The sequence below is a fragment of the Desmonostoc vinosum genome, assembly GCF_059505385.1.
On sequence record NZ_JCACKM010000020.1, the window covers coordinates 21,622 to 41,620 of the forward strand.

The 19,999-nt window shown below is 45.0% G+C and carries 13 protein-coding genes, 1 tRNA gene and 1 pseudogene; 8 read left to right on the forward strand and 7 right to left on the reverse strand.

All coding sequences use genetic code 11. From position 1 onward, the window contains the following. Positions 1 to 104: 104 nt before the first annotated feature. The 3 genes from hslO to AC5JMF_RS02240 form a co-directional block, all read right to left on the reverse strand. Positions 105 to 1,010, reverse strand: coding sequence for an Hsp33 family molecular chaperone HslO (hslO, locus tag AC5JMF_RS02230; RefSeq protein ID WP_495794096.1), 906 nt, complete (start codon positions 1,008 to 1,010; stop codon positions 105 to 107). A 448-nt stretch (positions 1,011 to 1,458) separates the two neighbouring features. Further along, entirely contained in the window at positions 1,459 to 2,121 is a 663-nt protein-coding gene (locus AC5JMF_RS02235; protein WP_495794097.1) for a Uma2 family endonuclease, read from the reverse strand. 52 nt (positions 2,122 to 2,173) lie between these two features. Next, positions 2,174 to 2,749 carry a methyltransferase family protein gene (locus tag AC5JMF_RS02240; RefSeq protein ID WP_495794098.1) on the reverse strand — a complete coding sequence of 192 codons (576 nt, stop codon included), beginning with the start codon at positions 2,747 to 2,749 and terminating at the stop codon, positions 2,174 to 2,176. 78 nt (positions 2,750 to 2,827) lie between these two features. Here AC5JMF_RS02240 and AC5JMF_RS02245 point away from each other — a divergent pair, with 78 nt between their 5' ends. Next, positions 2,828 to 3,223 (forward strand): hypothetical protein, encoded by a 396-nt coding sequence (locus AC5JMF_RS02245; protein ID WP_495794099.1) that lies wholly within the window; start codon positions 2,828 to 2,830, stop codon positions 3,221 to 3,223. A 77-nt stretch (positions 3,224 to 3,300) separates the two neighbouring features. Here AC5JMF_RS02245 and AC5JMF_RS02250 read toward each other — a convergent pair whose 3' ends face one another. Together AC5JMF_RS02250 and hisD are read right to left on the reverse strand one after the other, a co-directional pair. Continuing rightward, positions 3,301 to 3,726: a universal stress protein gene (locus AC5JMF_RS02250; RefSeq protein ID WP_495794100.1), complete on the reverse strand. Its 426-nt coding sequence runs from the start codon at positions 3,724 to 3,726 to the stop codon at positions 3,301 to 3,303. Positions 3,727 to 4,113: 387 nt separating this feature from the next. Beyond that, a complete protein-coding gene (gene hisD, locus AC5JMF_RS02255; RefSeq protein WP_495794101.1) occupies positions 4,114 to 5,415 on the reverse strand; it encodes a histidinol dehydrogenase in 1,302 nt (433 codons plus the stop codon). A gap of 881 nt (positions 5,416 to 6,296) precedes the next feature. Between hisD and rpsT the strand changes: the two genes are divergently transcribed. The 7 genes from rpsT to AC5JMF_RS02290 all read left to right on the forward strand — a co-directional run bounded on the left by rpsT (position 6,297) and on the right by AC5JMF_RS02290 (position 19,045). Continuing rightward, entirely contained in the window at positions 6,297 to 6,593 is a 297-nt protein-coding gene (gene rpsT / locus AC5JMF_RS02260) for a 30S ribosomal protein S20 (RefSeq protein WP_495794102.1), read from the forward strand. 58 nt (positions 6,594 to 6,651) lie between these two features. Continuing rightward, complete coding sequence (locus AC5JMF_RS02265) at positions 6,652 to 7,437, forward strand: TatD family hydrolase (protein ID WP_495794103.1); 786 nt, start codon at positions 6,652 to 6,654, stop codon at positions 7,435 to 7,437. A gap of 751 nt (positions 7,438 to 8,188) precedes the next feature. Continuing rightward, the gene (gene rpoB, locus AC5JMF_RS02270; RefSeq protein WP_495794104.1) at positions 8,189 to 11,494 is read left to right on the forward strand and encodes a DNA-directed RNA polymerase subunit beta; all 3,306 of its coding nucleotides are present in this window, start codon (positions 8,189 to 8,191) and stop codon (positions 11,492 to 11,494) included. 242 nt (positions 11,495 to 11,736) lie between these two features. Further along, positions 11,737 to 13,614 (forward strand): DNA-directed RNA polymerase subunit gamma, encoded by a 1,878-nt coding sequence (locus tag AC5JMF_RS02275; protein WP_495794105.1) that lies wholly within the window; start codon positions 11,737 to 11,739, stop codon positions 13,612 to 13,614. A gap of 95 nt (positions 13,615 to 13,709) precedes the next feature. Then, a complete protein-coding gene (locus AC5JMF_RS02280) occupies positions 13,710 to 17,759 on the forward strand; it encodes a DNA-directed RNA polymerase subunit beta'' (RefSeq protein WP_495794106.1) in 4,050 nt (1,349 codons plus the stop codon). Between the two features lie 186 nt (positions 17,760 to 17,945). Next, positions 17,946 to 18,284 (forward strand): hypothetical protein, encoded by a 339-nt coding sequence (locus AC5JMF_RS02285; protein ID WP_495794107.1) that lies wholly within the window; start codon positions 17,946 to 17,948, stop codon positions 18,282 to 18,284. Between the two features lie 215 nt (positions 18,285 to 18,499). Next, complete coding sequence (locus tag AC5JMF_RS02290) at positions 18,500 to 19,045, forward strand: GIY-YIG nuclease family protein (RefSeq protein WP_495794108.1); 546 nt, start codon at positions 18,500 to 18,502, stop codon at positions 19,043 to 19,045. Positions 19,046 to 19,206: 161 nt separating this feature from the next. Here AC5JMF_RS02290 and AC5JMF_RS02295 read toward each other — a convergent pair. Both AC5JMF_RS02295 and AC5JMF_RS02300 read right to left on the reverse strand, forming a co-directional pair. Beyond that, positions 19,207 to 19,277: transfer RNA gene (locus AC5JMF_RS02295), tRNA-Gly, on the reverse strand. 57 nt (positions 19,278 to 19,334) lie between these two features. Continuing rightward, positions 19,335 to 19,999: pseudogene (locus AC5JMF_RS02300) on the reverse strand (hypothetical protein); the annotation flags it as partial.

Consider the following 19,999-nt stretch of genomic DNA (forward strand, 5'->3'; position numbering starts at 1 on the left):
TCCATTGTTGACATAGTAACTTTCTCATCATTAAAAAGCTACTTTTTTATGCTCTCTGTCCACAGATACCATTAAAGATGTCAATGTTTAGTGTTCTTTTATACTTATCCCGAAACTTGAGATTCTGTTTGTAAATCAACGATTAGCTGCGCTAGCTGTTCGCTGCTTGCTTGGTATACCCTGCCACAAAAGTCACAAGTTGCTTCAGCACCATCGTCTTTAGCAATCATGTCCTGTAGTTCGGTCTCTCCTAAAATTTTCAGTGCCCCCAATACGCGGTCAAAGGAACAACCACAGTGGAAGCGTAGGATTTGACTTTCAGGAAAGATATTTAACCCCATATCTCCCAACAGATCTTGGAAGATTTCATTCAAAGTTTTCCCTGTTTGCAACAAAGGTGTAAAACCTGATAGAGCTGCCACCCTTGAGTCTAAAGTTGCCACTAAGGCGTCATCCCTAGCAGCTTTAGGTAATACCTGTACTAGTAATCCCCCCGCAGCAGTTACTCCGTTTGCTCCGACAAACACCCCTAAAACCACAGCTGAAGGTGTTTGTTCAGAATTCACCAGATAATGAGCCACATCATCGCCAATCTCTCCTGAAACTAGTTCAACTGTACTAGAGTAAGGATAGCCGTAACCAATATCTCGTACTACGTAAAGGTAGCCGCTACCCACTGCACCACCAACATCTAACTTACCTTTAGGATTGGGAGGTAGTTCCACAGAAGGGTTTCCTACATAGCCGCGGACAGTGCCATCTAACCCGGCATCTACCAATATACCACTTAAAGGCCCATCGCCCTTCACACGGACGTTAACTCTAGATCCAATCCGCTTCATGCTAGAAGCCATCAATAAGCCCGCTGCCATAGTTCGACCCAGAGCTGCTGTCGCCACATAGGAAAGCTTGTGGCGCTGTCGTGCTTCTTCTGTTAAACGCGTGGTGATTACGCCTACTGCACGAATCCCACCTTCGGCTGCCGTGGCACGAATTAACTGATCTGCCATGAAAAACCTTACATTTCTTAACAACGTCACTTTTTCTATTCTAAGTTCTCGTTTGTCAGTTATTGGTGATCAGTCATTCATTAGCATTACTATGTTGTATTCTTTACTTGATTAAATTACTTGGTTAGTTTTCTGAAGCAAAAAGAAACCAAAACCCATAGTCTTGTATCCCCATTTTAAATAGCCACGCTGCCAGTCGCGTACCCGTTTGAGCGCTATTTCGTCATTCTTTTGCATGGCGGCAAGATAGCGCTGATGGGCGTGTCTACTCTCAAAATCATCCCGCTCATCCTCACTGCTACGACATAGATAAAACCGTTCTGCAATACGAATTAAAAATTCTCCCTCACCGCAACCTAGATCTAAAACACGACAACTATCAGTAAGTGTGAATTGCTCAATCAGGCGCTCAGCTTTCTCTCTACACTTAGGGGACTATTGAACAAATTTACCCTCCAGCTTGAAAAATTTGTTCAGTGGTTAAATTCAATTCTGGGAAAGTGGGTGATAAGATGCGATCGCTGCCGCGAAACTGGTTAGTTTGGTATTCGCCCTCAACTAGTGAATAAATTGATACTGTAGGCTGTTTTGGGTTACCAATAAACCGTCGTCCTCCCAAAGCAGCATAATCCACAATCCAGTATTCTGGAATACCAATAGATTCGTATTGACCTAGTTTTGTAAAATAGTCATCTCTCCAGTTGGTGAGGCAGTGCGTTGCGGGGGTTCCCCCCGTTGTAGCAACTGCCGTACTTACCACCTCAATTACTAGTGGGATAGATCCTGCAAGGCTAACAGTAGACTCTTTCTTCCACAGAAATTCATTTATTAGATTGGGGTGATTCAATAACAGCACATCTGGCGAGTAAGCTGATTCATTTTCAGGTGGCTTAACTAATGCTGTTTTGGGTATGAAGTATGGAAGGCTCAAACGTATACATTCTCTAGTCAGCTCAAAGGCTAAAAACCCAACTACCTGTTCATGATCACCCGACGGTTGGGGCATTTCAATTACTACTCCATCGTGCAACTCGTAATGTTTACCTGTGTTATCTGGATATTTAGCAACAAACTCATCAAATTTAACTAGTTTTCGTAAAGCTTGAGTCACAATCTGCTACCTCCTTGGTTGGCGATCGCAATGCTAGCTGTAACTACAAAAATCAATAGATTAACGGAACAAAGCCCCAAGTTTTATCTGAGTACGTCTTGTATTGCTCTCCAAATGCAGTTTCTAGCATCTGTTCTTCCTTGCGAATGCGATAAGCACGCGATACAATACCTGTCACCGCAATCACCAAAAGTATAATCCAATTGGTTACAGCTAGTCCTGCACCGATATCCATGAGGAATGTACCCAGATAGCCAGGGTGTCGAACGACACGATAAATCCCTTGATTAACGATTTGATGACCATCAAGAATTCGTAGTGTACGAGTGTAAAACTCACCAAGCGTTTTGGCTGCCCAATAGCGTATCGTCAATCCAATAAACATCAACAGCAGTCCAACATAACCGATATAAATTTGATGCCAGTACCCAATTTGATAAATGTTGAAGACAGGCGCAAGTAATACAATAGAGAGAGTGAATAAACCGCTAACCCACATTAAGCGGGAACTACCTTGGTCAGATAAACCCGGTTGAAGACTAAGCGCTTGCTCACCCTTCCTTAACAAACGCTCCATCACCAAGTAGCAAGCGATTAAAAGATATGCCAAAACAGTTGTGGTTGTCATACCGCTTTCTACCAAATTTGATTGTTTTTCTCAAACATATTTCGTAGTATCTTTAACTCACTCAGAGTCTCTCAAAAAATGCTAGGTACTTTTCAACAAAGCCAACTCCGGATAGAAATCGCAGCATCAGCAACTACAATTCATGACAGTCTGCTGCATCCTCAGCAGCTGGAAAAATGGCTCTTAGGACAACGCTTTGCTTCAGGAATGCCAGAAGAACTACATTCAGGATTCCAGTTTACAACCTGGACTGGGCCAGTTGCGATTCATCATCGAGTCGATGTTGTCAAACCTAATTGTCTGCGCTTACTGCTTAGCGGCGGTATTGATGGATTTCACGAATGGTATTGGGGAGATGGTTGGGTACAGTCTCGTTTAGAAGGAGTATCAATTCTGCCCCTGAATTTAGGACAAACTTTAAGTTTGTTGAGCTTGCGTCAGTTTTTGACAAGTCAAACCGCTGAAATTAATTAAACGTAATAATAAAATTATGGTTCGTAGTGAGCGATGAATCGCTCATAGCAAAGGTCATGGCGTTGTTTTACCTAATTCTAATTCGGCTTTACCACCAAAACAGAACAATTGGCCTCTTCTACCACTTGACTACTAACAGAACCTTGAACAATTCGCTTTATTCCTGTCAAACCACGACTGCCAATGACAATTAAATCAGCCTTGTAGATATTGGCAAGGCGAATAATCTCGTCAGCCGGATCACCAGTGACTAGCTCTAATTCACTCTCAACTGATAACTCTTCTTGATAAGATTGCAGTTGTTTTTCAATTTGGAAATAAGAAAGCGTTGGTGACTCTGGGTGAGGACGATCAACGGGTAGCTCCATCTCTGACTCTGGGTGAGGAAACACATGACAGAAAACAATTTTGCTATCTGGTGACAATACTAAATCACTCAAAGTTTGAGTTACTCGTTCTCCAATTTCCGTACCGTCCAGAGCTACCAAGATATTTTTTAGCACCGCTCTCGTCTCCTAAAGAGTAGACCCCTTACCATTAAGTACTTAATATAGATTATTGGTAGCTACACCAACCAATTTATCAGTAGTAACTTAATTAAGTTTGTATATTGCGAGGCTACGCCGTATGGAGTTTTTTTTTAAGCAGTGCTTGACTCGTGATGAGTTGTAGCAACTACTGTTTTTTCAAGCAAAAATCAGTTATCAGTTATCAAAGGATATCAAGTGACTCGTTCCATCTTGATAACTGTTCACTGAATTTTGGCAACTAGTGTGATTAGATAGTTCACACAAGTGGCTCCTCCCTTGAGACGTAAGCCATCCAGACTTTTAGTTTGAAGCCACCCAATGAATTTTCGCAACAGCGTAAGAAAAAATTAAGCATTCAAATTACTCTTCTTGCTGAATTCGGCGTCGGACTGAATCGGCATGGGAAGGTAAGCCTTCAGCTGTTGCTAGCACGTCAATTGCACTAGCCACTTTTTCTAATGCAGTTTGAGAGTATTGAATTATACTAGAGTGTTTAAGGAAAGTTTCTACTCCCAATGCTGAAGCATAGCGAGCTGCGCCGGAAGTGGGCAAGGTATGGTTAGGCCCTGCGAGATAGTCTCCTACAGCCTCTGGTGTTGAGTAACCTAAAAAGATGGCTCCAGCGTGGCGAATCTGGGGAATTAGTGCCCAAGGATCCTTGATTTCTAACTCTAGGTGTTCAGGGGCGAATTCATTCGAGAGTTCTGCTGCTGCTTCTAGAGATTCCACAACGACAATTAAGCCATAGTGAGCGATCGCTTTTTCTGTATCTAGTCGCCGTGGGTGGTCTACTAGTTGTCTTTCCACAGCTACTTGCACATTTTTTGCCAAACTAGTATCTGTCGTTAGCAAAATTGCTGCTGCCATTGGATCATGTTCGGCTTGAGCTAGCAAATCAGCGGCGACATGCACCGGATTGGCACTTTCGTCGGCGATGATCAGCACCTCACTTGGCCCGGCCAAAGAATCAATACCAACAGTGCCGTAGACAAGTTTTTTCGCTAAGGTGACATAAATATTACCAGGGCCAGTAATTACATCCACCTTGGGGATGGTTTCTGTGCCATAGGCTAAAGCGGCGATTGCTTGTGCGCCTCCAATCCGGTAAATTTCTTGCACCCCTGCTTCTTGGGCAGCCACCAAAACTGCTGGGTTAATCGCTCCTCCCACTCCGGGTGGCGTTACCATGACTACACGAGGTACACCAGCTACCCCTGCCGGTACTGCATTCATCAGCACCGTACTAGGATAGGCGGCGCGGCCACCAGGCACGTACAACCCTGCTCGATCAACGGGGGTATAGCGTTTGCCTAACACAATTTCATCATCGCCAAAGTGTACCCAGCTTTTGGGGACACGCTGACGATGAAACGCTTCAATTTGGCGGCTAGCTAACCGAATTGCCGCCAGCAGCTCCTTCGACACCTGTTGATAGGCTGCATCTAGTTCTGAGCCTGTAACGCGTAGTTCTTCAGGCTTGAGGGTTTGGTGGTCAAATTCGGCAGTATAATGCAATACAGCTTTATCGCCTTGGCGTTTTACTGCTTGCAACACTTCTCGCACCGTTGCTTCTTTGTGAAGCACCTGTTCGTCATGGGTGCGATCGCAGATCCGTTGTAGTTCTGCTCTGACGTCTGCCTGCTGAGTAATGATTCGCAGCATGGAGTAAGCACAATGCCAAAATGTTAGAATATTCTCGCTTGAAAATTTAGTCTTGCTCTTAACCCACTTGAGTCAAGAGCTGCACTCTAATTCTCTTCTCTAGCTTAACCTGGATTTTTTTGATACTCCCAAGACCGGCAGCACTGGTTTGCTTGAGAAGGCAACTTAAATGCTCAGTCCGATTCGCCTGTTGAGCTTCTCGGCAGGGAGCGAGTATGCCCACTTCCCGCTACCCTTGACCCTACACCTGATTTCTTGCAGCAGTGGAGATGATGTTTTTGCACATCCACTTCCCCAAATTTCAATAGTGTATAGTTCTGAGTATAATTTATGCTTATTTTTTTACTTTAGTAGCTAGCACCTGTACAGACACGATATGTCGAGTCTCTACCTTTATAAGGTCACTATTCATTGAAGTACCTAATTTTAACGCATTTCCTTTATTGGTGATGTGGGGAATTGGTGTTTGCTAAGTTGTCATGCTTACAGATTGTACTATTTGTATTGTGATTCTCTTGCAAAAGTCCCTCTTTGCGTTCTCTTCTCTGCGCCTCTGCGCGGCAGTCGCTCATGGGGGAGACCCCAAGACCGCGCTGCCTTGCCTCTGCGTGAGCTTTTCACAGTATTATTCAACAACATTAAAGTATTTATGCAAGAAGTCTTGTGAATAAAAGCCTAAAACCCTCTGCACCCTGCGTTCTCAACGTGCAAATTAATGCTTAACGGCTTAATTTCTCTTTCTGCTTCCTTTCAGCCCCCATTACACCCTATCCCCATTTCGAGATTTTTTGAGGAAACTCTTACATTAGCAAGTATGAATGCTATATTAGTAAGTCTAGTAGTGTGTGTACATAATATTATTAGTTTTTTTGGAACTGACTGTGGCGAATACAAAGTCTGCTCTTAAGCGCGCCCAAATTGCAGAACGCAATCGACTGCGTAACAAAGCTTACAAATCAGCAGTAAAGACGCTGATGAAAAAATACCTGAGTGCTGCTGATGTTTATGCAGCTAATCCGACTCCAGAATTAGAGCAAGAAGCTCTGTCTCGATTATCTGAGACTTACAGCAAAATAGATAAAGCTGTCAAACGAGGTGTTCTTCACCCAAACAATGGAGCCAGGAAAAAATCAAGATTAGCTCGCAAGCTAAAACCATTGACACAAAAGGCACAGTAGTCATTAGTCATTTGTCCTTTGTCATTAATTTACGTAAGTAAGGACAAACAGCTAAAAAATGCACCTAATAGACACCCACGTCCACCTCAACTTTGATCTGTTTCAGTCAGATTTAGCCGCAGTGCGATCGCGATGGCAAGAGGCAGGTGTTGTACGTTTAGTACATTCCTGTGTTGAACCTTCAGAGTTTTCTAGTATCCAAGCCATAGCACATGAGTTTCCTGAACTCAGTTTTGCTGTAGGATTGCATCCTCTAGATGCCCAAAAATGGAATGCTGGAACAGCCGAAAAAATTACTTTTTTGGCTGGCTCAGATTCTCAAGTGGTGGCAATTGGGGAAATGGGGCTAGATTTTTACAAAGCAGACAACTATGAGCAGCAGCACATGGTGTTTGAAGCCCAATTAGCGATCGCCTCTGAACTCAATTTACCAGTAATTATTCACTGTCGTGATGCTGCTATTGAGGTCAGAGAAGTGTTACAAAAATGGCAAAATATTCAAGGAGAAAGAATACGGGGTGTCATGCATTGCTGGGGTGGAACGCCAGAAGAAACTCAATGGTTTCTGGATTTAGGTTTCTACATCAGCTTTAGCGGCACAGTGACATTCAAGAATGCCAAAGCTATTCAAGCCTCAGCGGCAATGGTGAGCAGCGATCGCCTATTGATCGAAACAGATTGCCCTTTTTTAGCTCCAGTTCCCAAACGGGGCGAACGACGTAATGAACCGGCCTATGTCCGTTATGTAGCGGAACAAGTCGCCAAATTACGCCAGGAAACAGTAGAGGCGATCGCTGATCAAACCACCCAAAACGCCTGTAAATTGTTTGGTTTGTCGATATAAATCAGGTGCGCTCTCCTCTTGATGATCCCGTTGTGAAAAAAATAAAACTCTAGGAGGACAAAAATATGCTAAGATTAATCCCTCCAAAACATTTATGTTGCGCCATAATGGTAAAGGAAGGAACCTAGAGCTTCTTGGCTTGAGCTTCACACTCTCATCGACTTGTCCATCCTCACACCTCTACAAGTGGATGCTCTCAATACACGATTAACCGTGTCAACTCAGGTTGAGCTAAACTTTTGCACAACATCGCCCTCTGTGTATTTAACCTATAGAAAATCTTTAAACAAAATTGCCTTGTGAGTATAGTCCAGCCAAGTAAAGCCATTCCGATGCAAATCCAAACACACATGAAGCGTTACCTCAGCTTGAAAATATCACTGAGAGTAGTAGAAATGGGGTGTATTAATATTATACACGAAATCATCATAGATGCGTAGGTTAACTAACGCGCTTTTTCGGAGGGGAAGTTGAGGAAACCATATCAAATTCAGGAAAATCTCGACTATCTACATATTTTGGAATCAAACTTACAGCTGGATTTTCGCATTTCTGTACGAGCATTAGGGGAATTACCCCCTTGTCAGAATTGCCAATTCCGGCTTTAATTGCTGCGTTTGCCCATACCTGTAAACAGCAGGCGATGTCAGGAGCAGTTCCCAAACAGCGATGACGGACACTAGCTAGGATCGGGAACCGTTAGACAGCAGTGTCCAAGGGAAAGTAAAACCAGGTTGAGAAAGGTAGAGGCATGAATTACGACGACGACAAATATTTGGAACCCGCCTTTTTGTTGCCCGACTTGATTGAAATCCAGCGTTCAAGCTTCCGCTGGTTTTTGGAAGAAGGGCTGATAGAGGAACTTAACTCCTTTAGTCCAATCACAGATTACACTGGCAAGCTAGAGCTACACTTTTTGGGTCAAAACTACAAACTCAAAGAGCCAAAGTACAGCGTCGAAGAAGCCAAGCGGCGGGATAGCACCTATGCCGTACAAATGTATGTTCCCACACGTCTAATTAATAAGGAAACCGGGGAAATTAAAGAGCAGGAGGTATTCATTGGTGATCTGCCTTTGATGACCGATCGCGGTACGTTCATTATTAACGGGGCTGAGCGGGTAATTGTCAATCAGATTGTGCGATCGCCAGGTGTATATTACAAATCAGAAATCGATAAAAATGGGCGACGGACTTATTCTGCGAGCTTAATTCCTAACCGGGGAGCATGGCTGAAGTTTGAAACAGACCGTAACGATTTAGTATGGGTACGCATCGACAAAACCCGGAAACTCTCAGCGCAAGTACTATTAAAGGCTTTAGGATTATCAGATAACGAAATCTTTGACGCCCTCCGCCACCCAGAATATTTTCAAAAAACCATTGAGAAAGAAGGGCAGTTTTCCGAAGAAGAAGCCCTGATGGAGTTGTATCGCAAGTTACGTCCTGGCGAACCACCTACAGTTTTAGGTGGTCAGCAACTCTTAGATTCCCGCTTCTTTGATCCGAAACGTTACGATTTAGGTCGTGTCGGAAGATACAAACTTAATAAAAAACTCCGGCTTTCCGTTCCTGACACGATGCGCGTGCTGACTTCCAGTGATATCCTGGCAGCCGTGGATTACCTAATCAATCTTGAGTATGATATTGGTAATATTGATGACATTGACCACTTGGGTAATCGCCGAGTCAGAAGTGTGGGCGAATTGCTGCAAAACCAAGTCAGGGTAGGCTTAAACCGTTTAGAGCGGATTATTCGGGAAAGGATGACTGTATCCGATGCCGAGGTATTAACTCCTGCTTCCTTAGTCAACCCCAAACCATTGGTAGCGGCAATTAAAGAATTCTTTGGCTCAAGCCAATTAAGTCAGTTCATGGATCAAACCAATCCCTTAGCAGAACTGACACACAAACGCCGTCTCAGCGCCCTTGGCCCTGGTGGTTTAACCCGCGAACGTGCTGGGTTTGCTGTCCGGGATATTCACCCCTCCCACTACGGACGTATTTGCCCGATTGAGACGCCAGAAGGCCCCAACGCGGGTTTGATTGGTTCTTTGGCAACCCATGCACGGGTAAATCAGTACGGCTTCTTGGAAACACCATTTAGGCCTGTAGAAAATGGTCGGGTGCGGTTTGATATCACCCCAGTTTACATGACAGCCGACGAAGAAGACGATTTGCGGACTGCCACCGGGGATATTCCCTTAGATGAAAACGGCTACATCAAGGGGCCGCAAGTACCAGTACGCTATCGCCAAGATTGGGCTACAACAACACCTGAGCAAGTAGACTACGTAGCTGTGTCACCTGTACAGATTGTGTCCGTAGCTACTAGCATGATTCCCTTCTTGGAACATGATGACGCCAACCGGGCGTTGATGGGGTCGAACATGCAACGGCAAGCTGTACCTTTGCTCAAACCAGAGCGTCCTTTAGTAGGCACAGGTTTGGAAGCGCAAGGTGCTAGAGACTCTGGGATGGTAATTGTCTCCCGCACCGATGGCGATGTCACCTACGTGGATGCTACAGAAATTCGTGTGCGCCCTAAACCCAATACTTCCGAAATTAAGTATTACCTCTCCAAGTATCAACGTTCCAACCAGGACACTTGTTTAAATCAAAAACCCCTCGTCCGCATTGGTGAGCGCGTTGTAGCAGGACAAGTGCTAGCTGATGGCTCCTCCACCGAAGGTGGGGAACTGGCACTAGGACAAAATATTGTTGTTGCCTACATGCCTTGGGAAGGATACAACTACGAAGACGCGATTTTGATTTCAGAGCGGCTAGTACAAGATGATATTTACACCTCAATTCACATTGAGAAATATGAGATTGAGGCTAGACAAACAAAACTGGGGCCAGAAGAAATCACCAGAGAAATTCCCAACGTCGGGGAAGACGCTCTGCGCCAATTAGATGAACAGGGGATCATTCGCATTGGGGCTTGGGTAGAGGCTGGGGATATTTTGGTAGGAAAAGTGACCCCCAAAGGGGAATCCGACCAACCTCCAGAAGAAAAGCTCTTGCGGGCGATTTTCGGTGAAAAGGCGCGGGATGTACGGGATAACTCACTGCGCGTACCCAACGGCGAGAAGGGACGCGTTGTTGATGTCCGTCTGTTTACCCGTGAACAAGGCGATGAACTGCCACCAGGGGCCAATATGGTAGTTCGGGTGTATGTCGCCCAGAAACGGAAAATCCAAGTTGGGGATAAAATGGCGGGACGCCACGGTAATAAGGGAATTATTTCCCGCATCTTACCAGCGGAAGACATGCCATATTTACCCGATGGTTCACCAGTAGATATCGTCCTCAACCCCTTGGGCGTACCCAGCCGGATGAACGTCGGACAGGTATTTGAGTGTTTGTTGGGTTGGGCTGGTCATAATTTGGGAGTGCGGTTTAAGATTACTCCCTTTGACGAAATGTATGGTGAAGAGTCATCCCGGAGGATTGTGCATGGCAAATTGCAAGAAGCACGGGATGAAACCAGCAAAACTTGGGTATATAACCCGGATGATCCCGGCAAAATCATAGTTTATGACGGTCGGACTGGCGAACCCTTTGACCGACCAGTAACTGTGGGTGTAGCCTACATGCTGAAGCTAGTGCATTTGGTGGATGATAAGATTCACGCCCGTTCCACAGGCCCGTACTCGCTAGTGACTCAGCAACCCTTGGGTGGTAAAGCACAGCAAGGTGGTCAGCGATTTGGGGAAATGGAAGTGTGGGCACTAGAAGCCTTCGGTGCCGCTTACACCTTGCAGGAATTGCTGACAGTCAAGTCTGATGATATGCAGGGTAGAAATGAAGCGCTCAATGCGATCGTTAAAGGTAAGGCAATTCCTCGACCAGGGACACCAGAATCCTTTAAAGTACTGATGCGAGAACTGCAATCATTGGGGTTAGATATTGCCGTACACAAAGTAGAAACCCAAGCAGACGGTAGTTCTTTAGATGTAGAAGTCGATTTGATGGCAGACCAATCAGCCCGTCGTACACCGCCTCGACCAACCTATGAATCTCTCTCCCGCGAATCGTTGGAAGAAGACGAGTAATTCGTAATTGATAATTCGTAATTCGTAATTGAAGAATTGATTACGAATTACGAATTAAAAATTGTTAATTACGAATTACCCTTCGGGTTCGGGAGTGACGCTCCTTCTCCCAAGGGGAGACGCTGACGCGAACGTCGCTCTAAGCGAAGCTATGCCGCAGGCTTGACGCTAGCGCTAACGGACTCGACGGGAACCGCCAAGACTCCGACTCCCTCACGAATTACGAATTACGAATTAGAAAAATGAGACCCGCCCAAACTAATCAGTTTGACTACGTAAAAATCGGCTTGGCATCACCAGAACGCATTCGGCAATGGGGTGAGCGCACTTTACCCAATGGTCAGGTGGTAGGTGAAGTCACCAAGCCAGAGACGATTAATTACCGGACACTCAAGCCAGAAATGGATGGCTTGTTCTGTGAACGGATTTTTGGCCCTGCGAAAGATTGGGAATGCCACTGTGGTAAGTACAAGAGAGTACGTCACCGTGGAATTGTCTGTGAGCGTTGTGGGGTAGAAGTCACCGAGTCGCGGGTACGACGCCACCGGATGGGGTATATTAAGCTCGCTGCACCAGTGGCTCACGTTTGGTATCTCAAAGGGATTCCCAGCTATATTTCTATCCTGCTGGATATGCCTTTGCGGGATGTTGAGCAGATTGTCTATTTCAACTCTTATGTTGTCCTCAGTCCAGGTAATGCTGAAACCTTAAGCTATAAACAGCTATTGAGTGAAGATCAATGGCTGGAAATTGAAGACCAAATTTATAGCGAAGATTCTCAGTTGCAAGGTGTAGAGGTAGGTATTGGTGCTGAGGCACTGTTGCGCTTGTTGGCTGATATCAATTTAGAGCAAGAAGCTGAAACCTTACGAGAGGAAATTGGTAACGCTAAAGGACAAAAGCGGGCGAAATTAATTAAGCGCCTGCGGGTGATTGACAACTTTATCGCCACTGGTTCTAAGCCAGAGTGGATGGTAATGACTGTGATCCCCGTGATTCCACCAGACTTGCGGCCAATGGTGCAGCTAGATGGTGGACGGTTCGCCACCAGTGACTTAAATGATTTGTATCGGCGGGTGATTAATCGCAATAATCGTTTGGCACGGCTGCAAGAAATTTTAGCACCAGAGATTATTGTGCGGAACGAGAAGCGGATGTTGCAAGAAGCAGTAGACGCTTTGATTGATAACGGTCGGCGGGGACGCACCGTTGTTGGGGCAAATAACCGTCCGTTGAAATCTTTATCAGACATTATTGAAGGTAAGCAAGGGCGTTTTCGGCAGAACTTGCTGGGTAAACGGGTTGACTACTCCGGTCGTTCTGTAATTGTGGTGGGGCCGAAGTTGAAGATTCACCAGTGTGGTTTGCCAAGGGAAATGGCAATTGAGCTGTTTCAACCGTTTGTAATTAATCGCCTGATTCGCACGGGGATGGTAAATAACATCAAAGCTGCGAAAAAGCTGATATCTCGGTCTGATCCCAGTGTTTGGGATGTCTTAGAAGAGGTAATCGAAGGACACCCAGTATTACTCAACCGCGCACCGACACTGCACCGTTTGGGGATTCAGTCTTTTGAGCCGATTTTGGTGGAAGGAAGGGCAATTCAACTGCATCCTCTGGTATGTCCAGCTTTTAACGCTGACTTTGACGGCGACCAAATGGCGGTACACGTTCCATTGTCCTTAGAAAGTCAAGCTGAGGCGCGGTTGTTGATGTTGGCTTCTAACAATATTTTGTCACCAGCCACAGGGAAGCCGATTATCACGCCTAGCCAAGACATGGTGCTGGGAGCATACTATTTAACAGCAGAAAATCCCGGTGCAACAAAAGGGGCAGGGCGATATTTTGCTTCGCTAGATGATGTAATTATGGCTTTTCAGCAAGAGCAAATAGACTTGCACGCTTACATCTATGTGCGATTTGACGGTGAAGTAGAATCAGACCAACCAGATTTGGAACCTTTGGAAGTTACAGACAACACCGATGGTAGCCGGACATTGTTGTACAAGTTCCGTCGAGTCAGAGAAGACAGTGAGGGAAATGTAGTTTCTCAGTATGTACGTACAACACCAGGTCGCGTGATTTACAACAAAGCCATTCAAGAAGCACTTGCTAGTTAGGGACTAGGGACTGGTGATTGGGGACTGGAAAAATACCCAGTACCCAGTACCCAGTACCCAGTACCCAATCCCCCAAGACTCAGGACTAATGACTAATGACTAACGAAAAAATGATTTTCCGCAATCGCGTGGTTGATAAAGGTCAATTAAGAAATTTGATTTCTTGGGCCTTTACGCATTATGGGACAGCGCGAACCGCTGTGATGGCGGACAAGTTAAAAGATTTGGGTTTTCGCTACGCTACTAAAGCAGGGGTTTCCATTAGTGTAGATGACTTAATGGTGCCACCTAGTAAGCGATCGCTCCTCGAAGCGGCTGAAGAAGAAATTCGCGCGACTGAAGCCCGTTACCAACGGGGAGAAATCACCGAAGTTGAACGCTTCCAAAAAGTAATCGACACTTGGAATGGTACTAGTGAAGCCCTCAAAGATGAAGTAGTTGTCCACTTTAAGAAAACCAACCCCCTCAACTCCGTATACATGATGGCGTTTTCTGGGGCACGGGGTAACATCTCCCAGGTGCGGCAATTGGTAGGGATGCGGGGACTGATGGCAGATCCCCAAGGAGAAATTATCGACTTACCAATTAAAACCAACTTCCGGGAAGGTCTCACCGTCACAGAGTATATTATCTCGTCTTACGGCGCGAGAAAAGGATTGGTAGACACAGCCTTACGTACCGCCGACTCTGGTTATCTCACCCGCCGTCTAGTAGACGTATCCCAGGATGTGATCATTCGGGAATTTGACTGCGGTACCACCAGGGGAATTCCCATACGTCCGATGACGGAGGGTGCAAAAACTTTGATCCCTCTGGCAACCCGCTTGATGGGACGCGTAATTGGCGAAGATGTAATACATCCAACTACAAAAGAAGTAATCGCACCCCGCAATACCCCAGTTTCCGATGACTTGGCGATCAAAATTCAAAAAGCTGGGGTTGCGGAAGTTGTGGTGCGATCGCCTCTAACTTGTGAGGCGGCGCGTTCTGTGTGCCAACACTGCTATGGCTGGAGTCTAGCTCATGCGAAAATGGTAGACTTAGGCGAAGCTGTGGGGATTATTGCCGCTCAAAGTATTGGTGAACCTGGAACCCAGCTAACCATGCGGACATTCCACACAGGCGGTGTGTTTACTGGGGAAGTAGCGCAACAAGTACGCTCGAAAACTGACGGTACAATCAAAATTCCTCGCAAGTTGCGGACAAGACCCTATCGTACCCGTCATGGTGAAGATGCTTTGTATGTTGAAGCCAATGGCATCTTAATTTTAGAGCCAAAAAAAGAAGGCTCTGAGACCCCAGCTAACCAAGAAATTCATGTCACCCAAGCTTCAACACTATATATAGTTGATGGACAACAAGTAAAAATTGGTCAGTTGCTGGCAGAAGTTGCCCTAGGTGGACGCACAACCCGTACTAATACGGAGAAAGCGGTCAAAGATGTCGCCTCAGACTTGGCAGGGGAAGTTCAATTTGCCGAAGTTGTCCCAGAACAAAAAACCGACCGTCAAGGTAACACCACAACCACCGCTGCTAGAGGTGGCTTGATTTGGATTTTGTCTGGGGAAGTTTATAACTTACCGCCAGGTGCAGAATTAGTGGTGAAGAATGGTGATGCGATCGCCTCTAATGGCGTTTTAGCAGAAACCAAATTGACTACTTTGCACGGTGGTGTGGTGCGCTTACCCGAAGCTACTCCCGGCAAGAGTACTAGAGAGATTGAAATTATCACAGCCTCTGTGGTTTTAGACCAAGCAACAGTCACAGTCCAAAGTTCCCAAGGTCGTAACAACTACTTAGTCTCTACTGGCAATAACCAAGTATTCAACCTCCGGGCTACACCAGGCACAAAAGTGCAAAATGGTCAAGTAGTTGCTGAATTGATTGACGATCGCTATCGCACAACCACAGGTGGTTTCCTGAAATTCGCGGGTGTAGAAGTCCAGAAGAAAGGCAAAGCCAAGCTGGGTTACGAAGTGGTAGAGGGAGGTACACTGCTGTGGATTCCCGAAGAAACCCACGAAGTCAATAAAGATATTTCTTTGCTATTGGTGGAAGACGGTCAGTTTGTCGAAGCTGGTACAGAGGTAGTCAAAGATATCTTCTGTCAAACCAGTGGTGTAGTAGAAGTTACCCAGAAAAACGACATTCTGCGAGAAGTGGTAATTAAACCAGGCGAACTGCTGATGGTGGATGATCCAGAAGCAGTGAGCGGGCGAGATAACACCTTTGTCCAACCTGGTGAAGAATTCCAAGGCAGCGTTGCTACAGAATTACGCTACATCCAGTATGTCGAGTCTCCAGAAGGCCCAGCATTGTTGAGTCGTCCGGTAGTGGAATTCCCTGTACCGAATAATCCAGATGTGCCATCAACCACATCGGTGAGTCAACAGACAGGACGTTCGATTCAGTTGCGGGCAGTGCAACGACTACCTTACAAAGATTCAGAACGCGTCAAGTCCGTTGAAGGTGTGGAGTTGCTACGAACCCAGCTAGTACTGGAAATTGAACAAGAAGGCGAACAAGACCACAATGCCTCTCCCCTAGCAGCAGATATTGAATTGGTGGAGGATGAGCAAGATCCAGAAGTGCAGCGCTTGCAGTTGGTGATTTTGGAATCCTTGGTGGTGCGTCGAGACATTGCCGCTGATGCTACTCAAGGTAGTACCCAGACAAGTCTAGAAGTCCAAGATGGACTAACTATTGCACCTGGATCTGTGGTTGCACGTACCCAAATCTTGTGTAAAGAAGGTGGGATTGTGCGGGGTGTGCAAAAAGGCACAGAAACTGTACGCCGCTGTTTGGTATTACGGCAAACTGACATGATAGTAACCAACACTAGCACCCAGCCGAAAGTCAAGGTTGGCGATTTGCTTGTAGAAGGTGCAGAAGTTGCTGCTGGCATCTTTGCTGAAGAATCTGGGCAAGTAGTAGATTTTGTAAAAAATACTGCCGCTACAACTACTGATGAATCAGCACTAAGTACTAAAAACTACTCAATTACTATTCGTGTCGGTCGTCCCTACCGAGTTAGCCCTGGTGCTGTGTTGCAGGTAGAAGATGGTGATTTGGTACAGCGCGGTGATAACTTGGTGCTGTTGGTATTTGAACGGGCAAAAACTGGAGACATCATCCAAGGTTTACCACGGATTGAGGAACTTCTAGAAGCTCGGAAGCCAAAAGAGGCTTGCATTTTAGCACGACGCGCAGGAGAAGTCAAAGTTGTTTATGGTGATGGTGATGAAGCGATCGCCATCAAAGTTGTAGAATCAAATGGTGTAGTCACCGATTACCCATTGGGGCCAGGACAAAATTTGATTATCCCAGATGGGGCACATATCTTAGCTGGACAGCCATTAACTGATGGCCCATCCAACCCCCACGAGATCCTGGAAATCTTCTTCAGCTTGGGTTCAGAAGACGGCGTTTATGCTTGTGCTAGCCACGCCTTACAAAAGGTGCAAACATTTTTGGTAAATGAAGTACAGATGGTATATCAATCCCAAGGTATTGATATTGCCGATAAGCACATTGAAGTAATTGTGCGCCAGATGACCAACAAAGTACGGATTGATGATGGTGGAGACACCACCATGCTCCCCGGCGAATTGGTAGAATTGCGCCAAGTTGAGCAAGTCAACGAAGCAATGGCAATTACTGGCGGTGCTAGGGCACAGTATACCCCAGTACTGTTGGGTATCACCAAAGCATCGTTGAACACTGACAGCTTTATTTCTGCTGCATCCTTCCAAGAAACAACACGGGTACTAACCGAAGCCGCGATTGAAGGTAAATCCGACTGGCTGCGGGGTTTAAAAGAAAACGTGATTATCGGGCGATTAATTCCGGCGGGTACTGGTTACAATACCTATGAAGAACCGGGTGCAATCGATGATTATGCGGCGCTTGAAAGTAGCAGCGTTTTGGATGAAGTCGATGACCCGTTGGATATGGTACTAGATGACCGCACAGCCCGGGCCTATAATTTAGATTCTCCTTCCCTGGCAGAATCTGGATTTGGCAACAGACGCATAGAAAGGTCAATTCTAGATGATGATGATGAATTAATCGCCGATGAAATTGTGGACGAGGAAGAAGAAGACGATTTTGAGGAAGACGACGACGACGATTTTGATGATGAGTAAAACCTCAAGATAAAAGTTTAAAAGGTGAAAGAAGAGTTTCTTTCGCCTTTTTCTTTTGGTTCATTCAACAAACTTTATGATTCTTAATCTTTTGCGCCTATGCATAGGGCTGACAGAAGTCCCATAATCTCATAGGCTGATTTTTATAACTAATTTGCGATCGCTATACAATCACCTTCACACAAAATGCCCTTAAAAATCGTTCAAAACTTTGATGGTAATTTCACTCTTGAACCGCAAGCTCAAGAAACTTTATTTCAGTTATTGAAGAGTGAGACTTTTGTCAAGCAGATTTGTCAACATTTGCAGTGCGAAAAAGTAGAATTTACTGAATTACTTTTTCAACCAGTTCCTTATAGCTTGGCAACTCCTAAAGGGATGCCAGCTATATTGGAAAAATATTATGAATCTGATGAATACGCTATTATCAATGTACCACCGAATTTTATGTTTAGTGCTAAGATTTTTAGCCCCAGTCGCCTTTGTGCAATTTATCGGAAAATTGGTTGTACTAATTCTGGATGAAGATATCAAAACTATATGAGAAACGAAACGCCTTAGACGCATTCGACGAAGTTGTTCGCACAGGGTAGCGGCTTACCACAGGTTAGATATCAAGGACGCCAAGCAAGAAGAAGTAAAAAAGTTTAGTGCGGCTTTGTGTTTAACAGGTATTTTTAATAACAAGATTCAGAGATTTATATAAGCATTAAAACAATTAGTCAATTTCAATTTTATTTATGACTACGGAAACTAATATTCCTGCTTTGATAGACTTGGAGTATATTGCTTACATTGACAATCAAGGTGAATTATCTGAACAATTGCAAGGGAAAATAGGGGTGTATGCTATTTTCAACCAAGAACAGGTACTGCAATTTGTTGGTTACTCACGTGATGTTTATCTTAGTCTGAAGCAGCATTTGGTACGTCAGCCACAACAATGTTATTGGGTAAAGGTTCAAACTATTGAACTTCCCAGCCGTAAGATTTTAGAAAGTATTGAAAAAGCTTGGATTCATGAAAATGGCGTCGTGCCATTGGGAAATGGAGATGATAAACAAAAATGGACTAACCCCATTGATGTGAAAGCAATGATGACGGCGGCAGAACAAACAAGCTATCAAAACCCTACTAATGATGAATTAGCACAAATGAAAATTATTAAAAATGTAGCGCGGCGTGTAGAAGCAGAAGTTTTAGCAGAATTAGCAGCACGTGGTTTACAAATGCAAATTCGTTTTAATCCTAAACTCAAAGAAGAAGGTTTATTAGATTTAAAATGAAGGTTTTATGTTGACGAACCCTTTGGGAGACGCGCTATGAAGCGTCTCTAGATGAGCAATTTGCAATGACCTCGTGCTTAGCTAAAGCTGTGCTAGCACAACTACGTTTAGGAGTGGGATTTACACTACAATACGCTTACAAACAACTATATCGCTTTTCAAGCGGGCGGCGGGAATCGAACCCGCATTAATAGCTTGGAAGGCTATAGTTTTACCACTAAACTACGCCCGCAAATTTCCAACTTTATAAGCATAACATAGCTTTAGCTAAAATTAAAAAATTTAGCCCTCATGGAAGAGGCTGGATTTGGATACGTACCATCAGGTCACTTGGCTTTGGATCGTTTGGATCGTTGTCGTATGCAGGTTCAAACTCCCAGTTTTGAAAAACTTGATTGGTAATAAAATCTTGATAATAGCTTCTTTGATCTACTGGTATTGCTTCGTCTTCAATCGCAACCTTTTCAAGTTCACCCTTCTCTGAAATTGTTAATATCACCGTGAGTTCTAAAGGCTGACCAGGTTTCTTTTCGATATACTTCACATATTCGAGACCTTTGGGAAATGGCTGGTTGCTTGGTTTGATTTTAGCTGGGTGATTATGTCTATCTCTTTCTAGCTGTTGAGGTTCTCCTACTAAACTTGCTAAAAGGCTTCCAGCATCTGCATTAGAAGTTTGCAAGGAAGAATCTTGAGTATTAGGAATACCTGGTAAGTTACCAGGAGTTTCCGAAGACAAATTTTGGTTATTGGCTTGCTCGTCGAGTTCACGTTGATGCTGTTCATCGAGTTCGCGCTGACGCTGTTCGTCGAGTTCGCGCTGACGCTGTTCAGTGAGTTCGCGTTGACGTTGTTCGTCGAGTTCGCGCTGACGCTGTTCGTCGAGTTCGCGTTGACGTTGTTCATCGAGTTCGCGCTGACGCTGTTCGTCGAGTTCGCGCTGACGCTGTTCAG